Annotated in this window: 13 protein-coding genes; 7 read left to right on the top strand and 6 right to left on the bottom strand. The window is 53.5% G+C overall.

The window, feature by feature from the left end:
- The 4 genes from VGK23_03730 to VGK23_03715 form a co-directional block, all read left to right on the top strand.
- On the top strand, positions 1-2275 hold a 2275-nt coding region (locus VGK23_03730; protein HEY3419641.1), incomplete at its 5' end, for a hypothetical protein.
- A 1-nt stretch (position 2276) separates the two neighbouring features.
- Positions 2277-3416 carry a hypothetical protein gene (locus tag VGK23_03725; protein HEY3419640.1) on the top strand — a complete coding sequence of 380 codons (1140 nt, stop codon included), beginning with the start codon at positions 2277-2279 and terminating at the stop codon, positions 3414-3416.
- A 396-nt stretch (positions 3417-3812) separates the two neighbouring features.
- Positions 3813-6944: a fibronectin type III domain-containing protein gene (locus VGK23_03720; GenBank protein ID HEY3419639.1), complete on the top strand. Its 3132-nt coding sequence runs from the start codon at positions 3813-3815 to the stop codon at positions 6942-6944.
- Positions 6945-7109: 165 nt separating this feature from the next.
- The gene (locus VGK23_03715) at positions 7110-7664 is read left to right on the top strand and encodes a hypothetical protein (GenBank protein ID HEY3419638.1); all 555 of its coding nucleotides are present in this window, start codon (positions 7110-7112) and stop codon (positions 7662-7664) included.
- 396 nt (positions 7665-8060) lie between these two features.
- On the opposite strand, the gene VGK23_03710 is transcribed toward VGK23_03715, so the two are convergent.
- Positions 8061-9851 carry an alkaline phosphatase gene (locus tag VGK23_03710; protein HEY3419637.1) on the bottom strand — a complete coding sequence of 597 codons (1791 nt, stop codon included), beginning with the start codon at positions 9849-9851 and terminating at the stop codon, positions 8061-8063.
- A 460-nt stretch (positions 9852-10311) separates the two neighbouring features.
- Here VGK23_03710 and VGK23_03705 point away from each other — a divergent pair, with 460 nt between their 5' ends.
- Positions 10312-15717, top strand: coding sequence for a fibronectin type III domain-containing protein (locus tag VGK23_03705; GenBank protein ID HEY3419636.1), 5406 nt, complete (start codon positions 10312-10314; stop codon positions 15715-15717).
- A 202-nt stretch (positions 15718-15919) separates the two neighbouring features.
- Here the strand turns inward: VGK23_03705 and VGK23_03700 are convergent, their stop codons facing one another.
- Complete coding sequence (locus VGK23_03700) at positions 15920-17326, bottom strand: MFS transporter (GenBank protein HEY3419635.1); 1407 nt, start codon at positions 17324-17326, stop codon at positions 15920-15922.
- A gap of 240 nt (positions 17327-17566) precedes the next feature.
- On the opposite strand from VGK23_03700, the gene VGK23_03695 reads away from it, so the two are divergent.
- Complete coding sequence (locus tag VGK23_03695; protein HEY3419634.1) at positions 17567-17791, top strand: hypothetical protein; 225 nt, start codon at positions 17567-17569, stop codon at positions 17789-17791.
- Positions 17792-18111: 320 nt separating this feature from the next.
- Here VGK23_03695 and VGK23_03690 read toward each other — a convergent pair whose 3' ends face one another.
- From VGK23_03690 to VGK23_03675, 4 genes are all read right to left on the bottom strand, one after another.
- A complete protein-coding gene (locus tag VGK23_03690; GenBank protein ID HEY3419633.1) occupies positions 18112-19518 on the bottom strand; it encodes an FAD-binding oxidoreductase in 1407 nt (468 codons plus the stop codon).
- Between the two features lie 200 nt (positions 19519-19718).
- Complete coding sequence (locus tag VGK23_03685) at positions 19719-20261, bottom strand: type 1 glutamine amidotransferase domain-containing protein (GenBank protein ID HEY3419632.1); 543 nt, start codon at positions 20259-20261, stop codon at positions 19719-19721.
- Between the two features lie 238 nt (positions 20262-20499).
- Positions 20500-22146 carry a thermosome subunit beta gene (gene thsB / locus VGK23_03680; protein HEY3419631.1) on the bottom strand — a complete coding sequence of 549 codons (1647 nt, stop codon included), beginning with the start codon at positions 22144-22146 and terminating at the stop codon, positions 20500-20502.
- Between the two features lie 276 nt (positions 22147-22422).
- Positions 22423-22788 (bottom strand): DUF1801 domain-containing protein, encoded by a 366-nt coding sequence (locus VGK23_03675; GenBank protein HEY3419630.1) that lies wholly within the window; start codon positions 22786-22788, stop codon positions 22423-22425.
- 410 nt (positions 22789-23198) lie between these two features.
- Between VGK23_03675 and VGK23_03670 the strand changes: the two genes are divergently transcribed.
- On the top strand, positions 23199-23447 hold a 249-nt coding region (locus VGK23_03670), incomplete at its 3' end, for an ATPase domain-containing protein (GenBank protein HEY3419629.1).

Genomic DNA, 23447 nt, shown 5'->3' with positions numbered 1-23447 from the left:
TGACGTTGTGAAGCAGGTCGAGGAGAGCAAGCCGGACCTAGTAACCGGAACCGCACTCATGACCACCACCATGTCCGCATTCCCGAAGGTCGCTGAGAGACTGATCGAGAAGGGCATAGAGATACCATTCATCTGCGCCGGCGGTGCAGTGAACAGGTCATTCGTAGAGTCCTACCCGCTCGGGGTTTATGCTGCGAAGGCGGCAGAGGGCCCGGGCCTCGCCGACAGAGCAGTCGAAGGTTGGGACTGGAAGAAGCTACGCTCCAAATGGGACGATATAGTCTCGGGGAAGAATGGAGGCGGAAAAACGGATGAGGGCGGCCTACGAGCGAAACCTGAAAAAGCTGCTCCGAAAGGCATTGATTATTCGTTGAGATCGGAAGCACACCCACAAGAGGCCATAAAGGCCATGGATGTGGACTCGAAAAATGTGAAGGACGATCGAGAGTATATCTTTGCTCGGGCAAAACCTGCCGGCCCCATGGCGATTCCTGAAAAAAGTGAAAAAATGGAAATGATCCCAGTCGAGGAGACTGGACCCGTTGACTATTCTACGGAATCTGGAGAAGCACATAGCGGCTTGAAAACAACAGTTCTTTCCGAAGAATCGTCTGCCGTGTATGAGCGCCACGTTCAGGCTTTGGTCTATGACAATAGCGATAAGGACCACCCTAAGAAGCTGAAACAGGTCTTCCAGGCTGGAATAGAGAACCTCTTGAGGATTTGGATCGGGAAACTTGAGGAGGGAACTATCGCAGCATCTACGAAGATCGACCTCTCTGTGTTACCCGATATGCCGAGCTGGGACCTGGATGTCTATTTTTGGGAGATCAACCACGTTCCGAAAAGGCAGAATGGAAAGCTGACCGTCTTCAAGGATCAGTTGCCCGGCCAGACCATGAGCAAGTGTGAGTTCTCTTTCGTTCCGCGCGCTGACCAGCCTGATTTCAAGGGAAATGTGGCAGTGTTGTATCAGAATAACATTCTGCAAATGCTCTTCCTCAAAGGCAAGGTGCTCTCAGACATTGCCATGGCGGATGAGGATGACCAGATCAGATTTGAGTCGGTTGATGTGAGGGGCTTGAAAGATATCGCTGGGCTTCAGAAGTTTGATCTGGCCCTATTCAGTGAAACCGACCCCTCAAACGGTCCAGGACTGATGTCCTTCGGAAATCAGGCAAGCATGAGGAAAATCGAAGGTTTGCAGACAAGTATCCAGCAAATAATTGCCACACTTAAAGAAGCCGGGATACCTGGGCCAGATGATACGCTTGAAGCCAGGAAGGACGCCTTGGGAATACTGGCAAGACAAGGCAGCGAGATATATACCTCCATCCAAGAACAAATCGGAACAGGGGACGAGGCCTTGCTGAACCTGCGGGATGCAAAAAGGCTTCAGCTCGTCTCAGCCGTGAGAGATGTCTTCCCGCTTGAATTGGTCTATGTCTATCCAGCCCCTAACACGAAGGCGAAACTCTGTCCAAACTCTGAGCAAGCCATATTGAATGGCAAATGCAGCTCATGCGAAGGGCTGAATCTAGAGGGTGCCGCAGAAACGATATGTCCATTGGGTTTCCTGGGTATGCGCTGTGTTATCGAGCGTCATGCCATCAATTCCACGCACATGAATGAGCTGAAAGGCATTGACTATAAGATTTATGATAGACCAATAGGTAGTGCCAAGAAGATCGATCCGTTCAAGTCTAGTCTATTTGCCATCAGCAATAAAATAACTACAGATGGCAGGGAAAGATTGACCAAAACGTTACAAACCCTTTTCCCAGGCAAGCTTGAGTTTGCGCAGGATTGGGATGAATGGAAGACGAAGATAAAACTGTCTCCGACCATCCTCATCCTAATCCCCCATAATCAGGACAGCAAAGGGGGCCACTCACTAGAAATTGGGGAGACCTTCTTAGAAAACGCATGCATCACTGAGACGTTCGTGCACGTCTCACCGCAGGTCTGGCCGCTCGTGCTTCTGATCGGTTGCCTAACATCTCTGCCAGACACACCTTATCAAGGCTTTGCCGCGGCCTTCTCAAAAGCTGGAGCGGCCGTTACGGTAACAACGCTCTCTCCCATCCATGAATCACGTGCAGTGCCGATAGCAGAAATCCTGATCAAGCAATTTAAGGAATCTGCGGGGTTGGGGCAGAGCTTTGGAGATGCTTTGCTGCATGCACGACGTGTCGCCATGGCCGCTGGTTATGCCGAAGTGCTCACACTTGTGGCAGATGGAGATGCAGATTGGACACTGACCAAGGGGGGATGAAATGTTCCGAATTGAGATGCTACCCGCGGCGCAAGGAGACTGCCTGTTGATCAGCTATGGCAAGCCAGATGCAATACATTATATACTGATCGATGGAGGACCATATTATTTCTATGCAGATAAGGACAAAAAGAAGCTCGGTAAACGCGAGACACTGACCAAGTGCATGATCGAATTGTCAAAGAAAGAGGTCGAGCTAGATCTGATGGTCGTTACCCACATCGACGGCGATCACATAGAAGCCCTGGTGAAGTGGATGGGCAGCGCACCGAACATGCTGCCGATCAAGGATTTCTGGTTCAACGGACGCAGGCAACTGGAGCCAGGCTGGTTAGGGGTTCAGGAAGGAGAGTTCCTGGGCAAACTCATCGAGAAATACGATATACCATGGAACGACAAATTCGATGGGCACGCCATCGTTCGCAATTCGGAAGGTGTTGTCGAGAAGGAGCTGGATGGAGGAATGAAATTGACCATCCTTTCGCCAACGGCGGAGGAATTGGTCAAACTGCATGACGAATGGGACGAGGTGCTCGAGAAAGAGAACCTGGACACGGACGACCCGGAGGCGATCCTGGAACGGCTGGACCATAATGCCCGCCTTAAACCAGAACCAATCCCTGACGGATGGCTTGGATTGGACATCGATCAATTGGCTGACTCGGAGTTCAAGGAAGATAACGCTACACCAAATGGCAGCAGCATAGCATTCTTGGCCGAGTACGAAGGCAAATCGGCGCTTTTTACAGGCGACGCGCACCCTTCCGTCCTTGCTGCAGGGATTCGTCAGCTCTTAGAAGATCGAAACCTGTCCAAGCTTGCCTTGGACGGATTCAAGATCCCTCATCATGGTAGCAAGAACAACATAAATAGCGAGCTTCTTCAGCTCTTGGATTGCCGCAGGTATCTGATTTCGACAGACGGAAGCTATTACCATCATCCCGACCAGGAGGCAATTGCCCGGATCCTCAAATACGGGACCCGTGAATTTGGCAATGACAGTTATGAAAAAGCTGAGCTGTGCTTCAACTACCAAAAGCCGAGCGTGTCCGTCTGGGACGATTCCGACCTAAAATATAACTACAATTACGAGACGCATTTCCCGAAAGTACCCGGCGACTCGTTGGTGATCGATCTTTGACGTAGTCGACCGAACGTCTGCAGCGACATCTCCGACGGATACCGTTGGTCGATGTTCCCGGTCGGAATCGTCCATCTCTCCATGGACGAGACCGGAGTGAATACACTGGGATCTTCAATCTATTGTGGGAGATCCAAGACATAGTAAGGTCATTGGCCGCCTATGCCTTTTCTCAACAGCCTGATGCGAGCCTTATTTCCTAGCTCGATCAAAATTTACTTGGTTGAAGGACAGTGAACGTCAGGGTGATCATTTTTTTAATAGAAGTATGTCAATTATAATGGCGACCGTTACTGTCTTTGTAGTAAGGAGGAAAGTAAAACAAGATAGAATAAACCTGGAGACATCCCTTCAATTGTGGTAGGAGGCATATCGATGACAGAAGGGGGAAGAGACATGGATGAGGTGAAAGGCAGAGCACTCCTGGTGCTGATGACGATATCATTGATCGTTTCGATCTTCGCTTCATCCGGGGCGATCGGCTCAGTGCAGGCCAGTGGACCGACGTACACGTCACATTCGCCCATCCACATTAACAGCAACTCCGACCTAGCAGAACTGAGATTATCAGGCGGCTGCACTGGGAACGGGACCCTTAACGATCCTTACGTCATAAAGGGATATGACATTACTGGAAGCGGCGGAACATGCATTTACATCGGCAACACCACCAAGTATCTGGTCATCAGTGAGTGTCGCTTGCACGGTAACAGTGCTGGCATAGAACTGATCGCCTCAAGCCATGTCATTGTATCGAGGAACATTTGCAATGGGAATGCAGACTATGGCATACATACGGTCATCTCAAACGGCAATGTCATAGAATTCAACGTATGCACCGCCACGGGCCGTCACGCAATGTTCCTGCAGGACTCGAACAATAACATCATTCAGAACAACTCCTGCACCGGCTCTCTGCACTGTAGCAACTGGCTGTCCAATTCGAACAACAATGTGATATCGAATAACACGTCTAGCGGCAGCGGCGGCTGCGGTCTTCAGATCCAATCAAGCGACCACAATGTCATATCGAACAACACCCTCTCTGGAAATGCCCAGCATGGGATCCGCCTGTTCGACACGAGCAGCTATAACACCGTCATTCGCAACATCTGTGAGGACAACAGCTACACCGGTATCTCGATGTCCTCCGCGACCAACAACAGCATAGCATACAATATCGTCAACAGCAACTCCCAATATGGCATCTCCCAATATTCCTCGAGCAACAATGGCATTTATGGTAACGAGTTGCTCAACAACAATGGAGCGCTGTCCGTGTATAACCGTTCGCATATCCAGGCCTATACGGATGGGGCAGGTCTTTGGAACTCCTCTTCATTCGGTAACTTCTGGAGCGATTGGATCGCACCCGACGCCAACAAGGATGGCATTGTCGATAACCAGTATCTGATCGACGGCGGCACTGGTGCGGCGGACCGTCTTCCTCTGACCTCATGCATCGGTCTGCATCTCGAAATCAGCGGTCCGTCGCAGGCATTGAATGGAGATGACATAACATGGTCGTTCCTGGTACGGAACGATGGCAGGACCACATTACTGAACGCGATGGTCATCGATCCCATTCTAAACAAGGCGTGGAACTTAGGAGATGTAACGCCTGGGGGAGCGTCACAATGGTCCTATCCGGGCGCCATCCCTTCATACGAGAACATCACCAACATCGCCTACGCGTCGGGCACCGATGTCTACGGAGGCATTTACAATGTTTCTGCTTCCCATACAATCAATGTCCTGCGTCCATCCTCCCCGCCCCAAGGCCTGACAGTGACCGCCCAGGACGTAGCGACCACTTTGGTCTGGAACGCACCATATTCAAACGGCGGTGCCCCGATCACCGATTATCGGATCTTTCGCGGTACATCGTCTGGCGCTGAGTCCTACATAGGAAATACCAGCAGCGGTACCGTACTGACATTCACCGATCCCGGCCTGACCAATGGCCAGACATATTATTATCAGGTCAGTGCAGTGAACTCTGCGGGAGAAGGTTCAAGGTGTTCGGAGAGCGCCGCCACCCCGATCGGGCCCCCGGCCGCGCCGCAGGATCTCCATGCCATACCTGGCAATGGCCAGGTCATCCTCGGCTGGTCTGCACCCTCATCAAATGGAGGGGCAAATGTCGACTACTACGTTGTTTATCAGAACGGGACAGATGTGTTACACGTCGCTTCGACATCTGCTACGATCACCGGATTGACCAATGGACAGACCTATGGCTTCACTATATCCGCGCACAATTCGGCCAATGGCGGACCGCAATGTCCCGCAGTGTCAGCAATTCCGAGTCCACTACCCGCCGTCCCGGGAGCACCGAGCGGCTTGACGGCAATGCCGGGAAACGATATGGTAACCATCAACTGGTTAGCTCCATCCTCAGATGGGGGAGCGGCGATAGATTATTATCTGGTCTATGTCGACGGTGTTGCCAGATCGGATTATTTCATCACTACCTCGGCGACCATCACCGGATTGACCGGTGGCCATTCATACAGTTTCACTGTAGCGGGGCATAACTCGGCTGGCATGGGGGCGCAGTCAGCGACGGTCACCACCGCACCCTCCTCTACATCGGTCCCAGGCGTTCCAACCGGTCTGATCGTTTCCCCAGGCAACGGTCAGGTGTCACTTACTTGGACATCGCAGGATGACAATGGAGGAACGGCCATAGATTATTTCATCGTTTATCAGAACGGGGTCGATGTGCAACACACATCGACCACTGCCGTTACGATCAACGGACTGACCAATGGACAACCCTATGATTTCAATGTCGCTGCGCACAATTCCATCGGAACAGGAATGCAGACCCCGGGCGTCTCAGCAACTCCGAATCCCCTAACCACGGTCCCAGGAGTGCCGACAAGCCTTGATGTGACATCAGGAATGGCTCAGATAATATTGAACTGGATCGCTCCAAGCAACAATGGGGGAGCGACGATCGATTTCTACATCGTCTATCAGGACGGGATCGATATATCCCATCCAACGGCGACCTCGGCCATTATCACCAGTCTTACGAATGGACGATCATATAACTTCACGGTAGCTGCACACAATTCGGCTGGAATAGGTGAGCAGACATCGGCGATTGCGGCAACACCCAATTCCATCGCCGCGGCACCGGGAATCCCCATCGGTCTGAGCACTACGGCCGGAAATGGAACGGTCACACTGTCATGGACGGCCCCATCGGGCAGTTCGGACATTGATTACTACATAATCTACCAAAATGGCGTTGATGTGGGTCATATTTCTTCCACTTCGACCACCATCTCCGGTTTGACCAATGGAGAAAGCTATTCCTTTGCTGTGGCTGCCCACAATTCAGGTGGTGTGGGGACTCGGTCCTCGGTTCAGAACATCTCGCCCATTGCTCAGAATTCCGACAGCGCAACATCCCCTGATAATAACAATATGGTCATCATCCTTGGGGTCTTCGCACTTCTGGCAGTCATTATACTTGGTGCATTCGTTGCACTGAAGAAGAAAAGGAAAGGTGTGTAAACCCATGGGCCGGCGGGCAAGAACCATAGCTGTGACAGAAAGAACAGGCATCTTCGAGAAAACCGACTGTGATAGGGCAGATAATGAAGATTGGAATCGTTGCCCGAATTAAAGGTTGGATGAGAAAATGCTTATCAAAAAGAGTTGGTTAACCGTATGAATTTGATGCGGCTGAAATTTGTAAGGGCGGTAGCATTCGCCACCTGGATGTACAGTCTATTGTTCCTGCTTTACCTCACGTTCAGGTTGACTCTCAATGCCTCTCATGTCAAGCTGGACGATCTTTTCATCGATCACGTCCCTTTTTTTACATTCCTCGTGACTGGAATATTTTTGTTGGCAATTAATCTCGCATCCCTGGCCTTATATCTGGCGATAAGGAGATATCATAGGCAACAGAAAGGAACGATCAGTGGGAAAGAGGCCGATCGCCTCACCTCTAAATCAAGAAGATCGATCCTGACCCCGAACAGTGTGTCTAGAGACCATTCGGAATCGATCGACCTGTGCAATCTGAATCTGAAGGCGTTGATCATCTGGATGTTCAGCATATCGATCTGGACCTACCTTACATACCTAAGCTTGATCGACCCCCCTTCTCCTCCATACTGGCCGATCAGCATGATGATGTTCGTGATCAGCTACATCTGCATGGTGTACATGTTGTTGTCCGCAAATGATCGCAGGGCATTCATAGGAGTAATCGACACGCCAGATTGAATTGGCGCGGTTGGGGGGCGCATCGAAATGCCTACCTGAACACAAGGTCGGACGACCCGTTGTGTCACTTACTTCGACATGTGGTTGAAAAAAGCTTCTCTTTGGTTTTGTGTGGGTAAGTCGGCCTTGAAAGATCGAAACGGGATGGGATGAATCTAATATTTCCAGAATGACTGCGCGAGTATCTCCCGTGGAGATTTGCACTCAGTATGGTTCTGATTGGACAGTTACCTTTGACCTAAAAAACACTTATCGAGGGGTGGAACCCTTCCAGACTATCCTAAAATGAAATCCATTTTTCCCGCACGAAGTTAAAGAGAATCAGGGAAAAAAATGGAAGGAAAAGGTTTCCCATTCTTGGATTTCTTGCTCGGATTATTCCTGCCTCGCTCTCATTCAGCAAAGGGATGGCAGTATGTTCCGTAGATCTATCGGCCCGACATGGTAGTCCATCACCAGCGCGGATAATGGAACCGTCGATGTTGATGCGTCATGGAAGGATGAAATCCTCTTTCCATTGAACAGATTCACCGCCTCCATCGAGATCCACACCTTGTCCGTTTTTGACGATGATACGGTGATACCGTTCATCAGGCAGGTCTTGCCATTGAGTATGGCGATGTCCTTTGCATATGGCAGGCGCATCGTGCCTACGCCGGCCTTTTCCACGACCAAGACCGGGTTGGTTGGATCGCTGTTATCCTTGGATACGGTTGCCCCCATCTTCGTGAACGTGGCGTTGGCATCGACGAACAGGTTCTTTGTCGTGCATTCCAAGCTTACCCCCATGGCGTCGGCGGCGATCTGGGCCAGCTGAGTGTTCTCGAACAGTCCGACTGGTCTGTTCTTTCCATAGGAATATAGGGTGACATCCATGCCAGTATGCCCGACCGTGGTCCACCCGATATCGCACCGCTTGCTGATCATCGGACCTACTACGTAGTCCATCGAATCAGTGGTGCTGGCCCTGGAGGTCTTTATCGCCGAAACCTCGGCATCGGTCAGATCGCTGATGCCGTAATTCGATTTGACGATATCCCTAACCTGCTGATCGGTCGGATTCTCAGGCAGGGCATAATAGAGCCCGGCACCGGTCAGTTTCGCGCTCATGAACGTCGGAGTCAGCACTTGGGTCAATGGCAGGCTGGAGTAGGTCGAGTCGGTTTGGATACTTCCGATGCTCATTCCGCCGGTCTCATGGTCCGTGAATGCCAGGATCAGAGTGTTCCTGTTCTTTTCCGCGAAATTCTTGGCAACGCTCACCGCGTGGTCGAATGCGATGACCTCGGTCACGACACCGACCGGGTCATTAGCATGGGACGACCAATCGACCTGGCTGCCCTCGACCATCAGGAAGAATCCCTTCGGATTCTTTGAGAGGATATCGATTGCCTTCTGGGCCATTTCCGCCAGGGAAGGCTCGTTCTGGAATTGTGGGAGCGAGCGATCGATGTCCTTGGCCATCGCATCGGCTGCGAAGAGCCCCCAGACCTTGTTCACCTGGTTTGTGTTGAGCGAGGCCATCTCGGTCTTCGTATCGACGTATGAATAACCACGGGACTCGAGAACATTGATCAGGTTTTCCCCGTCGGTCCTCACACCGCCGTCGCTTTTCGGCAGCAAATATTGCGATCCGCCACCGAAGACGACGTCGATGTCCTCGTAGACCTGTTGCTCTGCTATCGTGTTGTAATCAGACCTGGCCGGCCAATGGGCCGAGAACCCGGCAGGTGTCGCATGCTGGATGTTCGAAGTGGCGATCAGACCGACCGACATGCCTTTCGCCTTCGCGGCCTCGAGCACCGAGGCCACTGGAGAATAGCTCATACCAGCCAGTGGAACGGCCACTCCAGAGACCGTGACCGTGCCCGGCAAGACCCCGACGTATTTATCATCTGTCTTGTAGCCAGTAGCAAACGCGGTCGCTGCTGGGGCGGAATCGGTTATGATCGAATCAGCGCCATAGGTCCGGATTAGCCCGGAAGGCATGGAATCCAGAGCAAGGCTTCCGCCGTTGTACCATCTAGCCAAGGTCGTTTCCTGAGATCCACATCCATCCGGGATCATCATGATGACGTTCTTCTGGTCATTACCCTTGTTCGCTGCGGTCGATGTCGGCACCAGCATCATGAAAAGTGCTGCGCCAAGTAACATTGCGACCACCATCACTGTTACCATTCGGTTCATTTTCCTTTTGCTTCTTCCTTCGAGATTGAACATTGGTCTCCCCCTAAAGTTGACCGAATGGACCAGCTGGGAGGAGGGTTAATAATCATCTTAATATGTAATAAATAGAACAAATGCCAGTCCTTTCGAGACATTACGGCTCGGGTGGATATGTTCTGTACCGTTACGTCAGGTCAGTTCATGGCGGTCGTGAGTTTTCACTTCCATACCGGAGCCCTTAGACCATTTCCAGAAGGATACTGCCGCTCCATGGCCTCGAATTGCCTTGTACTTCAAGATATATTTCTCTGGATTTTTCAATTCTGGAAGTGAGTTTTATTCCAATCCGAGTCGTGTAAATTACTGACATATCCTTAAGTCGTAATTTTCCAATCGTTTTTGCATCACTAGTAGCCGATACTAAATGAATTTCTGGTGAGGAATTAATATGGATAAGAAAATGGGAACTCGTCTAAGGTCCATGATGATAGTGACAATGATCTTGACTGGAGCGTTCTTTGTCGTTTCTCCAAGCCCGGTTTCCGCAGGGCAGGCGGGGGACTATACCTATTCGATAGTCAATGGCTCCGCCGTCATTTCCGCATACACTGGTACCGGTGGTGCGATCACCATCCCCTCCTCTGTGGGTGGATACGTGGTGACCGGAATCGGTGCCTACGCGTTCAGTAACGCAGCAGGCTTTTCCGTGACATCCGTGATCATTCCCGATTCCGTGACCAGCATCGACACCTATGCGTTCGACGGTTGCTCCTCGATCACCTCATTGACGTTGGGAAAGGGCCTCCTCACGATCGGCAACGGGGCATTCGAAGGCTGCTCCGGACTGACCTCTGTGATCATACCGAACTCGGTCACCAGGATAGGAAGTTGGGCGTTCTATTCCTGCATTGGCCTGTCGACACTTACCCTGGGCAGCGGCCTGGTCAGCATCGGTGATTATGCGTTCTATGGGTGCATGTCGCTGGAATCGTTGACAGTCCCTAACAATGTGGTCAGCATCGGGACGAGCGCGTTCGATGGGTGCTCATCGCTGATCTCCGTCGTCATATCCAACAAGGTGCAGACCATCGGCAGCTTTGCCTTCTATGACTGCAGATCCTTGACCACCGTAACGGTAGGCAGCGGCGTGGTCAGCCTAGGTAGCTCCATGTTCTATGGCTGCGATCAGCTGACCTCGATAACCTTCTTTGGTCTCGTCGCACCTACATCGGTCGGTTCATATTGGCTACCAACAAACTCGTTCATGATCAGAGGTCATGCATATGCCGCCTCGAATTTCCCCGCTCCCGGAAATTCGTTCTATGGCCTGATGATGGATTCGACCATTGACCCAGCAGTTCCCGGCGCCCCCACGGGCCCTTCGGCCACCCCCTCCGATTCCCGCATCGTTCTGACCTGGTCGGCCCCAATCTCGAGCGGAGGATCTCCGGTGGTTGACTACAAGATATACCGCGGAACGGCGTCCGCCGGGGAAACATATCTTGGCCATACTAGCAGCGGCAATGTCCGGACCTATTCGGACACCGGCCTGACCAACGGGGTCACATATTACTACAAGGTCACGGCGGTCAACTCCTATGGGGAGGGGCCGAGAAGCGGTGAGGTCTCGGCTAGACCATCGGCCTCATTGTCAGCCCCGCTTGACCTTCAGATAACCGCCGGAAACGGTCAGGCCTATCTTTCATGGACCATGCCGAGCAGCATTGGATCCTACCCGATCGATTATTATGTCGTTTATCAGGATGGCGTGGATGTCATTCACCCAGCCACTACTTCTGCGACGATTTCAGGACTCAACAATGGCCAGACATACAGTTTTTCGGTGGCGGCCCATAACTCGGTGGGGATCGGTCCCCGCTCCGTGGCGGTAACGACCACTCCGGTCACCCCCAAGACGGTTCCCGGGGTTCCGACCGGTCTGACCGCCGTCCCCGGTAACGGCCAGATCGTACTGTCCTGGACAGCTCCGGTCAATGACGGAGGCGCGAGCATTGACTATTACCTCATATCCGTGGATGGGGTCGTCAGAACGGACCATTATGCCGCCAAGAGCGCGACCATTACCGGCCTGACCAACGGCCATCAGTATGGTTTCACGGTCGCAGCGCACAACATGATCGGGACTGGCTTGCAGTCGGCAGCCGTCAAATCAACCCCTATGGCACCATTGACAGTTTCCGGGGAGCCCAAAAATCTAACAGCAATGCCAGGTAATGGGCAGGTATCATTGGCGTGGTCCGTGCCTTCCACTGATGGAGGAGCGGCCGTCGACTACTACCTGGTCTTTGTGGATGGCGTCGTCAGAACGGACCATTACACAGCCAGAATAGCGACCATTACCGGCCTGACCAACGGCCATCAATATAGCTTCACGGTGGCCGCGCACAATGTCATTGGCATCAGCCTCCAGTCATCGATCGTAAAATCGACCCCAGTAGCACCTGTGACCGTTCCGGGAGTTCCGACCGGCCTAGCCGCCGGCCCTGGTGATGGTCAGGTCGCCTTGACATGGAATGCCCCCTCCATCGATGGAGGGGTGACCATCGACTATTATGTCGTATATCAGGATGGGGTCGATGTCAAGCATTCGACCAGTACCTCGGCGACAATAACCGGTCTGACCAATGGCCAGACCTACAGCTATTCCGTCGCCGCCCATAATTCGGCTGGGGCTGGAACCCGTTGCCCAGCGGTAACGACCACCCCGCTCACGGCGAAGACCGTCCCAGGTGTGTCGACCGGTGTGACGGGCAATCCCGGCGACGGGCGGGTGGTATTGACATGGTCCGCCCCTGCCAATAACGGAGGGACGGCAATCGACTACTACCTGGTCTACGTGGATGGCGCCGTCAGGACGGACCATTACACTACCGTAACGGCTACCGTATCCGGACTGACCAATGGCAGATCATACAGCTTCACGGTGGCCGCGCACAACGTCATCGGCACCGGCCTAAAATCATCGGCAGTGAAATCAACACCATTGGCACCGATAACAGTACCAGGCGCTCCCAAGAATCTAACGGCGACGCCTGGCGATGGGCAAGTGGCATTGGCATGGTCTGCACCAAGCACCAACGGGGGAGCGGCGATCGATTATTATCTGGTCTATGTCGACGGAGTCGTCAGAGCGGACCATTATGCCTTAGGCTCGGCCACAATTGCAGGGCTGGCAAATGGCAGATCATATAGCTTCGCCGTCGCGGCGCATAATGTCGTTGGCGCCAGCCTTCAATCGACAGTGATCACATCGTCACCGAAGGCGCCATTGATCGTTCCGGGAGCCCCAGGGAACCTTGTGGCGACAGCTGGCGACGGACGAGTAATATTATCGTGGTCTGCACCGACCACCGATGGGGGGGTGACCATCGACTATTATCTGGTCTACGTGGACGGTGTTGTAAGGACCGACCATTATTCGGCCAAATCGGCCAGCATAATGGGCCTCACTAATGGAAGAGCGTACAGCTTCACGGTGGCAGCGCATAACGTCATCGGCACCGGCCTTCAGTCGACCTCTGTCAAAGCGACACCGACAGCCCCGGTGACCGTTCCGGGGGTGCCCAGAAGCCTGACCGCGATGCCGGGAGATGGACAGATCGCATTGTCATGGTCTGCGCCCATCATCAACGGCGGGGCAAACATCGACTACTACCTGGTCTACATGGATGGTACGGCCAGAACAGATCATTACTTGACTAGCCCAGCGATAATAACCGGGCTGACAAACGGCAGATCATATAGTTTCACCATCGCCGCCCATAACTCCGCAGGTACCGGAGCACAATCGGCGGCAGTGGTATCGAAATCCTCTTCCCCGTTGACGGTTCCAGGAGCCCCAACCGGTCTGAAAACCACGCCCGGTAATGCCCAGGTCGGACTATCCTGGTCTGCTCCGATAAGCAACGGTGGGTCGAGCATCGATTATTATCTGGTCTATGTGGACGGCGTCGCCAGATCGGATCACTATTCAACGAGCTCAGCGACCGTTTCCGGGCTGACAAACGGCAGAATATACAGTTTCACCATAGCGGCGCATAATGCGGTCGGGATCGGAGCGCAATCAGTGGCTGTGACGTCAAGGCCCTTGGCCCCCACGACCGTTCCTGGTGCCCCGATCGGCCTGACGGCAATTGCTGGCAATGGACTGGTCGCATTGTCCTGGTCCGCCCCTGCCAGTGACGGAGGGGCGGGCATCGATTATTACCTGGTCTATGTGGATGGTGTCGCCAGGACAACCCATTTCACGACCAAGGCGGCGACCATCACAGGACTCACCAACGGCCATCAGTATAGTTTCACCGTCGCAGCCCATAATGCCATAGGCATCAGCACGCTGTCATCGGCACTGAGATCGACACCAGTGACACCTGCGACCGTTCCGGGGGTCCCGATCGCTCTGATGGCGACAGCTGCCGACGGACGGGTCTCATTGGCATGGTCCGCACCATCCAGTAACGGAGGCGCGGCCATCGACTATTACCTGGTCTATGTGGATGGCGCCGTCAGAACGGAACATTTTACGGCCAAGACCGCTATCATAACCGGTCTGATCGACGGAAGGTCGTATGGCTTCACTGTCGCCGCGCACAATTCCGTAGGGACCGGATCACCCTCGGTCGCAATCATTGCTAAGCCCGCTGCCGCCATGACGGTTCCAGGGATCTTGGAGTCAGGAACCGGGGAAGCCAACAACCCCCAGGTGGCCATGGACAAGAATGGCAATGCCGTGGTGGTATGGCAGCAGAACGATGGTGCTCATAACAGCATATATGCCAGAAGGAATGTTGCCGGAACTTGGGGAGCGGTCACGCTCCTCGAGACCGGAACTGGGGAGGCTTGGAGCCCTCAAGTGGCAATGGACAGCAACGGCAACGCCGTGGTGGTGTGGCAACAATACGATAGCACGAACCACCTGAGCCTCTACGCCAAGCGTCTTTCTGCTGGAGCATGGGGAACGGTGACGTTGTTGGAGACAGGAACCGGGGATGTATGGAGCCCTCAAGTGGCAATGGACAGCAACGGCAACGCCGTGGTGGTGTGGCAACAATACGATAGCACGAACCACCTGAGCCTCTACGCCAAGCGTCTCTCCGCCGGAACTTGGGGAACGGTCACGTTGTTGGAGACCGGATCAGGCAGTGTTTGGGGGCCACAGGTGGCCATGGACAACATTGGCAGCACGACAGTGGTGTGGTCCCAGCTGGATAGTTCCTCCCATCTGAGCATTTACGCCAAACGGTTCTCCGCCGGATCATGGGGCGCAGTGGCACTGCTGGAGACCGGAACCGGGGATGCATCAGGACCTCAGGTGGCCATGGACAATCGCGGCAACGCCGTGGTGGTGTGGCAGCAGATGGACAACGCGAATCAGGTCCAAAGCATATACATCAATGATTACGCGTCGGGAGCCTGGGGGCCCGCTTGGCTCCTGGAACGTGGTGCGCAGAAGGCTAGCGGGGCCAATGTCGCCATGGACAGCAATGGAAACGTAATAGTGGTCTTCGATCAGCATACGGATGCCTTGGGGGATAAGACCTATGCCAAGCGGTTCTCCGCCGGGGCCTGGTCGGCCTCCAAGCTCCTGGCGAGCGGCCAGACCCAAGGCAAGCCACAGGTGGCCATGGACAGCAACGGCAACGCCATGCTCATCTGGGGAGAATCAGATGGGAGCAACAGCGGTGCGCCAAACAGCATCTACGCCGTCCGATCCACCGGCGGAGCCTGGGGTCCGGTAATACTGCTGGAGACGGGAGCGGGAAATGCCAAGGCCCCGCAGTTGGCCATGTCCGGCAATGGCAGGGCCATAGCGGTCTGGGATCAATACGACGGCGTCCATGAGAGCGCCTATTACCAACGTCTTTGACACGCAAGAGGTGGCAAAGCGGGCCGAATCGGGCAATAATGGCCTCAGCACCGTATGGTGACCGGCAACCTTGCGAAAAAGGGGCCGGTCATCACAAACCCTCCAATGTCAAAGGTATACTTGGGAGATGGATTCCTTCGACCATTTTTTTGATCTCGTGACCATTGCCGAAATCGAATCTTGGTCGCCGGTCCGAGCCCCCTCATGGCTCAGCGTTCTTATTATCCCTGACCACGGCCGATAGAACGGCCGCGAGTATCGCAAGAACGACCCCTATGATCATCACACCGTGGAACCCTTCCATGAACGTCGAAAGGGGCAATTCGGGAAACGGAGTATTACCGGAACCGTTCATCACCGAGAAGAACGCGGCGAAGGAAGCGGTCCCGATCGCTCCTCCAAGATAACCCGCTACGGCGATAAGGGCAGCCCCCGTTCCTTTCTCCTCATTGTCGATCTTTTCAACGATGCGGCTGGCGGCCGGACCTCCGGAAAATCCCCAGATGATGCCCATGAGGACCAAAGCGATTATCAAAGGGAAAGTGCCCATCCCCGGATCGATGAAGACCAGGATGCCGCTGGTCAGGGCCATCGACGCACATGAGATGACACTGAACCAGCGACGCCCCGTGCGGTCGGACCATTTGCCGATCGGAGCGCTGATCATCAATGTGATGGCGGCGGGTACGAAAAGGTAAACCCCGCAGATCGCGGCGTCGAACCCCATGCCCAGGGAAAGATAGAATGGAGTCAGATACCACATCCCGGTGGCGGTCAGGTTGATGAGCAGGAACGCCGCGAAAACAAAGGCGAACTCCCGGGACCTGAAGATCATGGGGTTCAGTATCGGGGTCCTGCATCTCCGTTCCCAAATGATGAACAGGGCGAAGGCCGATATACATATGGCGGTGGCAGATATGATCTGTACGTTTCCCAATCCGATATGTGTGAAACGTTCCAAGGCGAACACGCCAGCCAGGACGGCCATGAACATAAGCAGCGACCCAGGCAGGTCGAAGTAGGACCTCACATATCCCTCATCCTTTGGTATGGCCTTCATCAAGAAGGCGATGCCCGCCAAACCTATTGGGATGTTGATGAGGAAGATCCAGTGCCAGGAAAGATATTCCGTTATGATGCCACCCAATGCGGGACCAGACGCATATCCGATGGAAGCGCCCATGGTGACGATGCCCAGGCCGACCCCCAGCTTGTTCGCCGGAAGGAACCTCACGCACAGCAGAGGCGCGGAGGCGCCCATGATGGCAGCACCGACCCCCTGGAAAATCCGGCTCACCAGCAGCATCTCGATCGAGGACGACACCCCACAGGCCAAAGAGAATATCGAGAACATGATCAACCCAGCCACGAGCATCCTCTTGATTATGCCGCGGTCAGCCAGCCTGCCGAACGCCAGGAGCAGTCCGGCCATCATCATGAAATAGGTCACCGAGACCCATCCTGCGGTGCTGGTATCAATCTCAAACGCCGAAGCTATGGAGGGCAACGCGACGTTCACGATCGACGCATCGAGGCCGTCCATCAAAACGACGAACATGATCGCGATCAGAAGGAATGCCTGTCCTTTTGTATCCTTGATGATCGCCATACACCGATGGGATGGCATCGATATTGAAAAGCATTAGGTTTCCATGAGGGAATCGGTCAAGGGCAAATTGAGATGGAGCTTTCGGTCTTCCTGACATGCCACCATCTATCGGGTCGAGCAAGGACCAGTGAGTGAATCGCATCCTTTCCAAGACATTTTGAATTCGATATTTTAAGGGAAAGATATTTCTTAAGATCACGGCACTATTATTTCTAGGATCAATCGGTCTGGAGAATAACCATGGCGAAAATATCGGAAATTGGCATTCCGAAGGATACTAAGTCGCAAGATGTCACCCTCATCTTGGATGGCATCCAGAACGTGATATGCAAGACCTTCGGGGATATCAGCTCCGTCGCTGGCAAAGCATCAAAAGGAGATATGGACGAAATCGAGGCTTTGCTGGCTATTGAATCGTTATCGAAAAAAATTACGAAATTGGTTGGTGTTTTGGGAGAGCTATAAGATCAAGATCAAGTTGATTCAATGAATATCCGTTACATTGCCATTCTTTGTTAATTCAAATCAATCTCTCTCTGTCCGTTGATTGGAGTAACGGGGAAGGCAACGATCCTTATCCAATAATCCATCCTGGATGATGCGTTAGACTCGCGGACCCTCTTACTTCAATGATAGGCCATTGCGAGCCGATCGCAATGAAAAAGAAGAGATGGGAGCGACAGGATCATGAATCATTATGACTTCGAAATAATATCCTGCGTTAGCCATTATACCTCCGTGGGTCGACCTGGCACGTTTGAACGCGCTCACATAAGCCGGTCCTTCTAGGGCGCCGGCTTGATGTTTTGGTTCAAATGGAAGAAATTGGTCGGGTCGTACTTCTTCTTCAACGCCGCTAGCTTTTCGTATTTCTCTTTGCCATAGGCGGCCATGACCCTCTCCTGACCTTCCTCTCCCAGGAAGTTGAGGTATGCCGCGCCTGTAGAGAACTTCTGCATTTCATTGAAGAAGTCCCTTGACCACCTGATGTTCATATCGTCATCACCGGCCTCTTGCCACCCGGAGACTATGTTAAGGGCAAACGCCGCATCGCGGTTGCTGAAGGCAGTGGCACCATCTTCCACGTCACGAATTTTGCCTCCTAGATGATGGATGTGGACCGAGGAGATGGGCGAAGGGATCCGCTCACCGAACTTCAGGTAGGTCTTTATCGTCTCATCGTCCAGCGCCTTCAGGTAGGCGGTCTTCCAGTAGTTACGGATACCCGGCGGGGCAGTATCATCCAGGAATGATTGCAGGAAGACGTATGGCATCTCCTCTATCAGATCCGCCACCGGTCTGCCGAACTTCTTCAGCGGCTCTAGGACCTGCCGCCCTTCGTCCACTGGTCCGGCATAACAGACCGCAACTGCGACCATATGGGTGCCGACAAGTTCGCTCGGAATGAATGGTAGCGGAGGGGCAGTGAGGAACACTATCAAACTAGTCAAATCGTCAGGAATGCTATTTGCGAAGTCCCTGAAGAACCTCAGCAATTCCTCGGCATCGCTCGCACGGTGAAGGACCATGCCTCCCATCACCATCGGGCCCACTGGATGCAGTTGGAACTCGAAGGAGGTCACGATGCCGAAATTACCGCCCCCTCCTCTCAATCCCCAGAACAGGTCTGCGTTCTCGTTCATGTTCGCAGAAACGATCTCCCCCTCGGCTGTGACCAGATCGACCGAGGTCAGATTGTCGAGGGATAGGCCATATTTGCGCACCAGCCAACCTATTCCGCCTCCGAGGGTGAAGCCGGCGACCCCGGTCGAGGATACAAGGCCTCCGGTGGTGGCAAGACCGAAAGCCTGGGCTTCAAGGTCGAATTCCCTCCACGTCGCTCCTGGCTCGACACACGCCGTCCGTTCGACCGGATCCACCCTCACGCTCTTCATATTGGATAGATCGATCATCATTCCATTGTCGTTGACCGCATTTCCGGTGACATTGTGGCCACCACCTCTGACCGAGACGACCAATTCATGCTGCCGGGCGAACCTCACCGCCTTCATGACGTCACTGGCACCGCGGCATCTGACGATCACGGCCGGTTGCCGGTCGATCATCCCGTTCCAGACCTTTCTTGCCTGATCGTAGCCGTTTTCATCCGGAAGGAGGATCTCTCCCCTTATGGAGCCTCGTAGTTCCTTTGCTATCGATCCTTTGATCGCTTCATCATCTGCAGCAACCATGAAGATGCACCACGGAAAATCAAGTCATCAGCCAGTATTTATTTCCATTCGAAGTCCGCTTTGATTGAACATTTAGAATTTGTTAGCAATGTGCTGTCTTGTCTTTGTTTAACACGAATGAACATTGGAATGACTTAGATGGGGAGTGCAGCAGATCAATGAATTCTGCAAGGAGCATACCGTGGAAGGAGAGGGTTGGCTTATCTCATTTCGTGGAGTAACTTCATTGGTTCACGCATGAACGCTGGCAGATCGCCCGGAAACCGTGATGTGACGAGATTGCCGTCAACAACGACTTCGGCGTCGCTATATTGGGCCCCTGCCTTTTCGAGTTCCTGGGGAACACCATCTCCCCAGAAGGAGGTCATCTTTCTCCCCTGGACTACGCCTGCCGAGATGAGCGTATATGGTCCATGGCAAATGGATGCCACCGGCTTGTTCTTCTGCATGAATTCGCGAGCGATCGCCTGAGCCCGCGGATGCATTCGCACCGTCCTAGGCGCTCCATTGGGATCGCCTCCAGGTAAGATAAGCATCTCGTATTCTTCTGGATCCACTTCGTCGAACGTTTTCGTCGGTTCGACGCCATATCCATGCTCGCCATGGATCTGCTCCTTCTTCGGAGCAGAGATATCCACGTGGATCCCTTCCTCGAGAAGCCGGAAGTATGGATAAAGGACCTCGAGATCCTCGAACTTGTCTGCTGTCAGCACAATGGCTCTTAACGTTGCTCCTGGTGACATTCGATCTTCCTTCCCGGTCTATCGTTTGGAGCAGCTCGGATATAGTTATTGGGCAGAGAAGACAGGTGCAGGGTTTTCGGTTCATCTCTTGTTATCTCTGATTGGATCCCTTCAATCACCTAGAGGCAGTATTTGTCCCTTTGAGAACACCATGGGTCCGGTAGAACATGTGGAGGAAAGAATAAGAGGGGCCTTGTAGGCCCCATTTTAGCATCGAGGTTTGTACTGGATGATGCGCCTACATCATGCCTGGCATGCCCATTCCTGGCGGCATTCCACCCTGTGCGCCTGGCGGCATCGGGGGTGCCTTCCTGGAGGCGATTACGTCGTCGATCCTCAGTATCATGCTGGCGACCTCCGTGGCTGATTTCACCGCCTGGGTCTTGACGCGGAGCGGCTCGATGACGTTGAGGTTCAACATATCGTCCGCCCTTCCAGTGTCCAGGTTGATGCCCATGTTCTTGCCGTTCTTCCTCTCATGCGCGCTCTTCATCTGGATGACCACATCTATGACGTCCAGTCCTGCATTCTCCGCTAGCGCCCTTGGAATGACCTCCATGGCGTTGGCGAAGGCCTCGATGGCCAGCTGCTCCCTCCCTCCGATCGTGGTCGCGAAGGATGCGAGCCTCAGCGACAGTTCGATCTCGGGTGCTCCGCCGCCCGGAACCACTTTACCATCCTCCAGCGCGATTCCGACTACACGAAGCGAGTCGTGCAATGCCCGCTCGACCTCGTCGATGACATGCTCCGTTCCTCCTCTGATGATCACCGATATGGCCTTCGGGTTCTTACAGCCGGTTATGAAGGTCATCTCCGCCTCACCGATCTTCTTCTCCTCCACCATGCTGGCTGTCCCCAGGTCGGTGGCGTTCAGCTCGTCGATATTGCCGACAACGTTGGCCCCGGTGGCCTTGGCTATCTTTTCCATGTCCGACTCCTTGAGCCGCCTGGCAGCGAAGATCTCCTGCTTGGCCAAGTAATGCTGCACCAGGTCGTCGATGCCCTTCTGGCAGAACACCACGTTGGCACCTGCGTTCTTTATCTTATCGACCATCCTCTTCAGGGTTGCCTCTTCCTCGTCGAGGAAGCGTTGCATCTGGCTCGGATCGGTTATCTGGATCTTGGCCTCGACCTCGGTCTTCTTGATCTCGAGGGCGACGGAAATCAAGGCTATCTTGGCGTTGTTGACCTGTTTGGCCATCCTCGGGTGGACGCGTTCCTTATCGAGCACGATCCCGTTAATGATCTCGGTGTCGGCGATCGATCCGCCGGTCTTCTTCTCCACCTTGATGTTGTCGACATCGACGGTCCACTTGCCAGCTTTGTTCTTTTCGGCGATTGTTTTAATAGCCTGGACACTAAGGTCGGCCAGGAAGTCCCTCTGTCCGCCCACACTTTTCCCGGTCATCGCGGTCATGGCAACCTTGGTCAGCATCTTGACGTCCTCGGCTGTGACGGGAACAGCAATAGTATCCAGAATGTTCAGTGCCTCTGCGGCAGCCAACTTGTACCCGTTCGCGATTATTGTAGGGTGAATATGCTGTTCGATGAGTGATTCGGCATTCTTCAGGAGTTCACCTGCCATGATGACTGAAGATGTCGTCCCGTCCCCGCACTCACTGTCCAGGGTCTTTGCGACCTCGACCACCATCTTGGCCGCCGGGTGCTGTATCTCTATCTCCTTCAGGATCGTAACCCCATCGTTCGTGATGACGACGTCCCCCATGGAATCGACAAGCATCTTGTCCATTCCCTTCGGTCCCAAGGTCGATCTTACTGCATTTGCTACGGCCCGAGCAGCAGCGATGTTGTTCGTCTGCGCGTCCCGATTCTTAGTCCTCTCGGTACCTTCCCGAAGAACGATAATCTGTTGACCATTAGACATCAGAGTAGATTCCTTCCTGAGTATCACTAGATTAGCACTTCTATATATAGATACTCAAGTGGCCGATTCGAAGATCATCCATCCAAGCCTAGATCATTAAAACCTGTGTCCATTGGTCAGACGTTCACTCTGAACGACACCGATGGCCCAACGATTGAAAAAGAAATGAAAGAGGAAATCAAGTTAAGGGGAACTATTAGGATAGGATGTCGTGCTGGGCCCCTCGTCCCTAACGACGATCCCAGCGAGGGCCGTGGCCAATAGAAAGCGCGGTCCTCAACCCACCGCTTTCTTAACCAGCGTGATGATCCTCGCCTCTTCTGCAGCGGTCAACTCTGTTAGCGCGAATGCGATCGGCCACATGACACCATCGTCAAGTTTCGCCACGTCGTTGAAGCCGAGCGTCATGTACCTTTCCTTGAACTTCTCCCCGCTGCGGAAGAAACAGACGATCTTGCCGTCCTTGGCATACGCGGGCATTCCATACCAGACCTTCGGCGTGAGGGCGGGTGCGCTGGTTTTGATGATCGCATGCAGCCGCTCACCCATGGCGCGATACGGGTCCGGCATTGCGGCGATTACCTCGAGCACGGCGCTTTCCCCGTCCGCCTTCTTCGCTTCCTGCTTGGCCGTCTTTTCCATAAGATCGTCTTTGATTTGATGCCCGAGGTATATGAATCGATTTGCTCAGATCTGTAGACATACCATTGTGAGTCGAGTCATCCAATTCGGAAGATTTCTCATTACATTTGGTCTAAATGGCACCGATCGAACTGATTATCAGGACCCCTCTGGGGGTCGCCGGGAAAGGAGGGCGATAACTGTAAGCATTGCGGCTAAACCTGTCATGATCATGCTTGGCTTTTCAATAATTAAGGCAAATTCATAGTCGTGGGCGAATGACTCAAATATTAAGTTCATTGAAATCTATGATAATCCGAAATTTCGTTATCGTGTAGGGGGTTCGAAACTTGGTCAAGGAGGTAAGAAGGCCTAGGAAACGAATATTGGGTCCCACGACCCGAAGCGAACTGCCTAAGGCGCAAACCGGAATGGAAGGTTTCGATGAGGTAACCAAAGGAGGGCTCCCAAGGGGGCGGCCCACCTTGGTCATCGGGGGTCCGGGCAGCGGCAAGACCCTGTTCGCCATGGAATTCCTTGTGAACGGGGCGTCGAAGTTCGGGGAACCGGGCGTGTTCTTCTCATTTGAAGAGTCGGAAAGCGAGCTCGTTCAGAATGTCGCTTCACTAGGATTCGATGTGAAAGGGCTCGAGGCCAAGAACATGCTGGCTATCGACTTC

It is taken from the genome of Methanomassiliicoccales archaeon (genome assembly GCA_036504055.1).
In the GTDB taxonomy this organism is placed as follows: Archaea; Thermoplasmatota; Thermoplasmata; order Methanomassiliicoccales; family UBA472; genus DASXVU01.
This window is presented reverse-complemented; position numbering and strand designations above follow the sequence as displayed.

Excerpts from the sequence above, each read along its gene's own strand:
- VGK23_03725 (HEY3419640.1), top strand. The coding sequence starts at position 2,277 with ATGTTCCGAATTGAGATGCTACCCGCGGCGCAAGGAGACTGCCTGTTG.
- VGK23_03720 (HEY3419639.1), top strand. The coding sequence starts at position 3,813 with ATGGATGAGGTGAAAGGCAGAGCACTCCTGGTGCTGATGACGATATCA.
- VGK23_03715 (HEY3419638.1), top strand. The coding sequence starts at position 7,110 with ATGCGGCTGAAATTTGTAAGGGCGGTAGCATTCGCCACCTGGATGTAC.
- VGK23_03710 (HEY3419637.1), bottom strand. The coding sequence starts at position 9,851 with ATGAACCGAATGGTAACAGTGATGGTGGTCGCAATGTTACTTGGCGCA.
- VGK23_03705 (HEY3419636.1), top strand. The coding sequence starts at position 10,312 with ATGATGATAGTGACAATGATCTTGACTGGAGCGTTCTTTGTCGTTTCT.
- VGK23_03700 (HEY3419635.1), bottom strand. The coding sequence starts at position 17,326 with ATGGCGATCATCAAGGATACAAAAGGACAGGCATTCCTTCTGATCGCG.
- VGK23_03695 (HEY3419634.1), top strand. The coding sequence starts at position 17,567 with ATGGCGAAAATATCGGAAATTGGCATTCCGAAGGATACTAAGTCGCAA.
- VGK23_03690 (HEY3419633.1), bottom strand. The coding sequence starts at position 19,518 with ATGGTTGCTGCAGATGATGAAGCGATCAAAGGATCGATAGCAAAGGAA.
- VGK23_03685 (HEY3419632.1), bottom strand. The coding sequence starts at position 20,261 with ATGTCACCAGGAGCAACGTTAAGAGCCATTGTGCTGACAGCAGACAAG.
- thsB (HEY3419631.1), bottom strand. The coding sequence starts at position 22,146 with ATGTCTAATGGTCAACAGATTATCGTTCTTCGGGAAGGTACCGAGAGG.
- VGK23_03675 (HEY3419630.1), bottom strand. The coding sequence starts at position 22,788 with ATGGAAAAGACGGCCAAGCAGGAAGCGAAGAAGGCGGACGGGGAAAGC.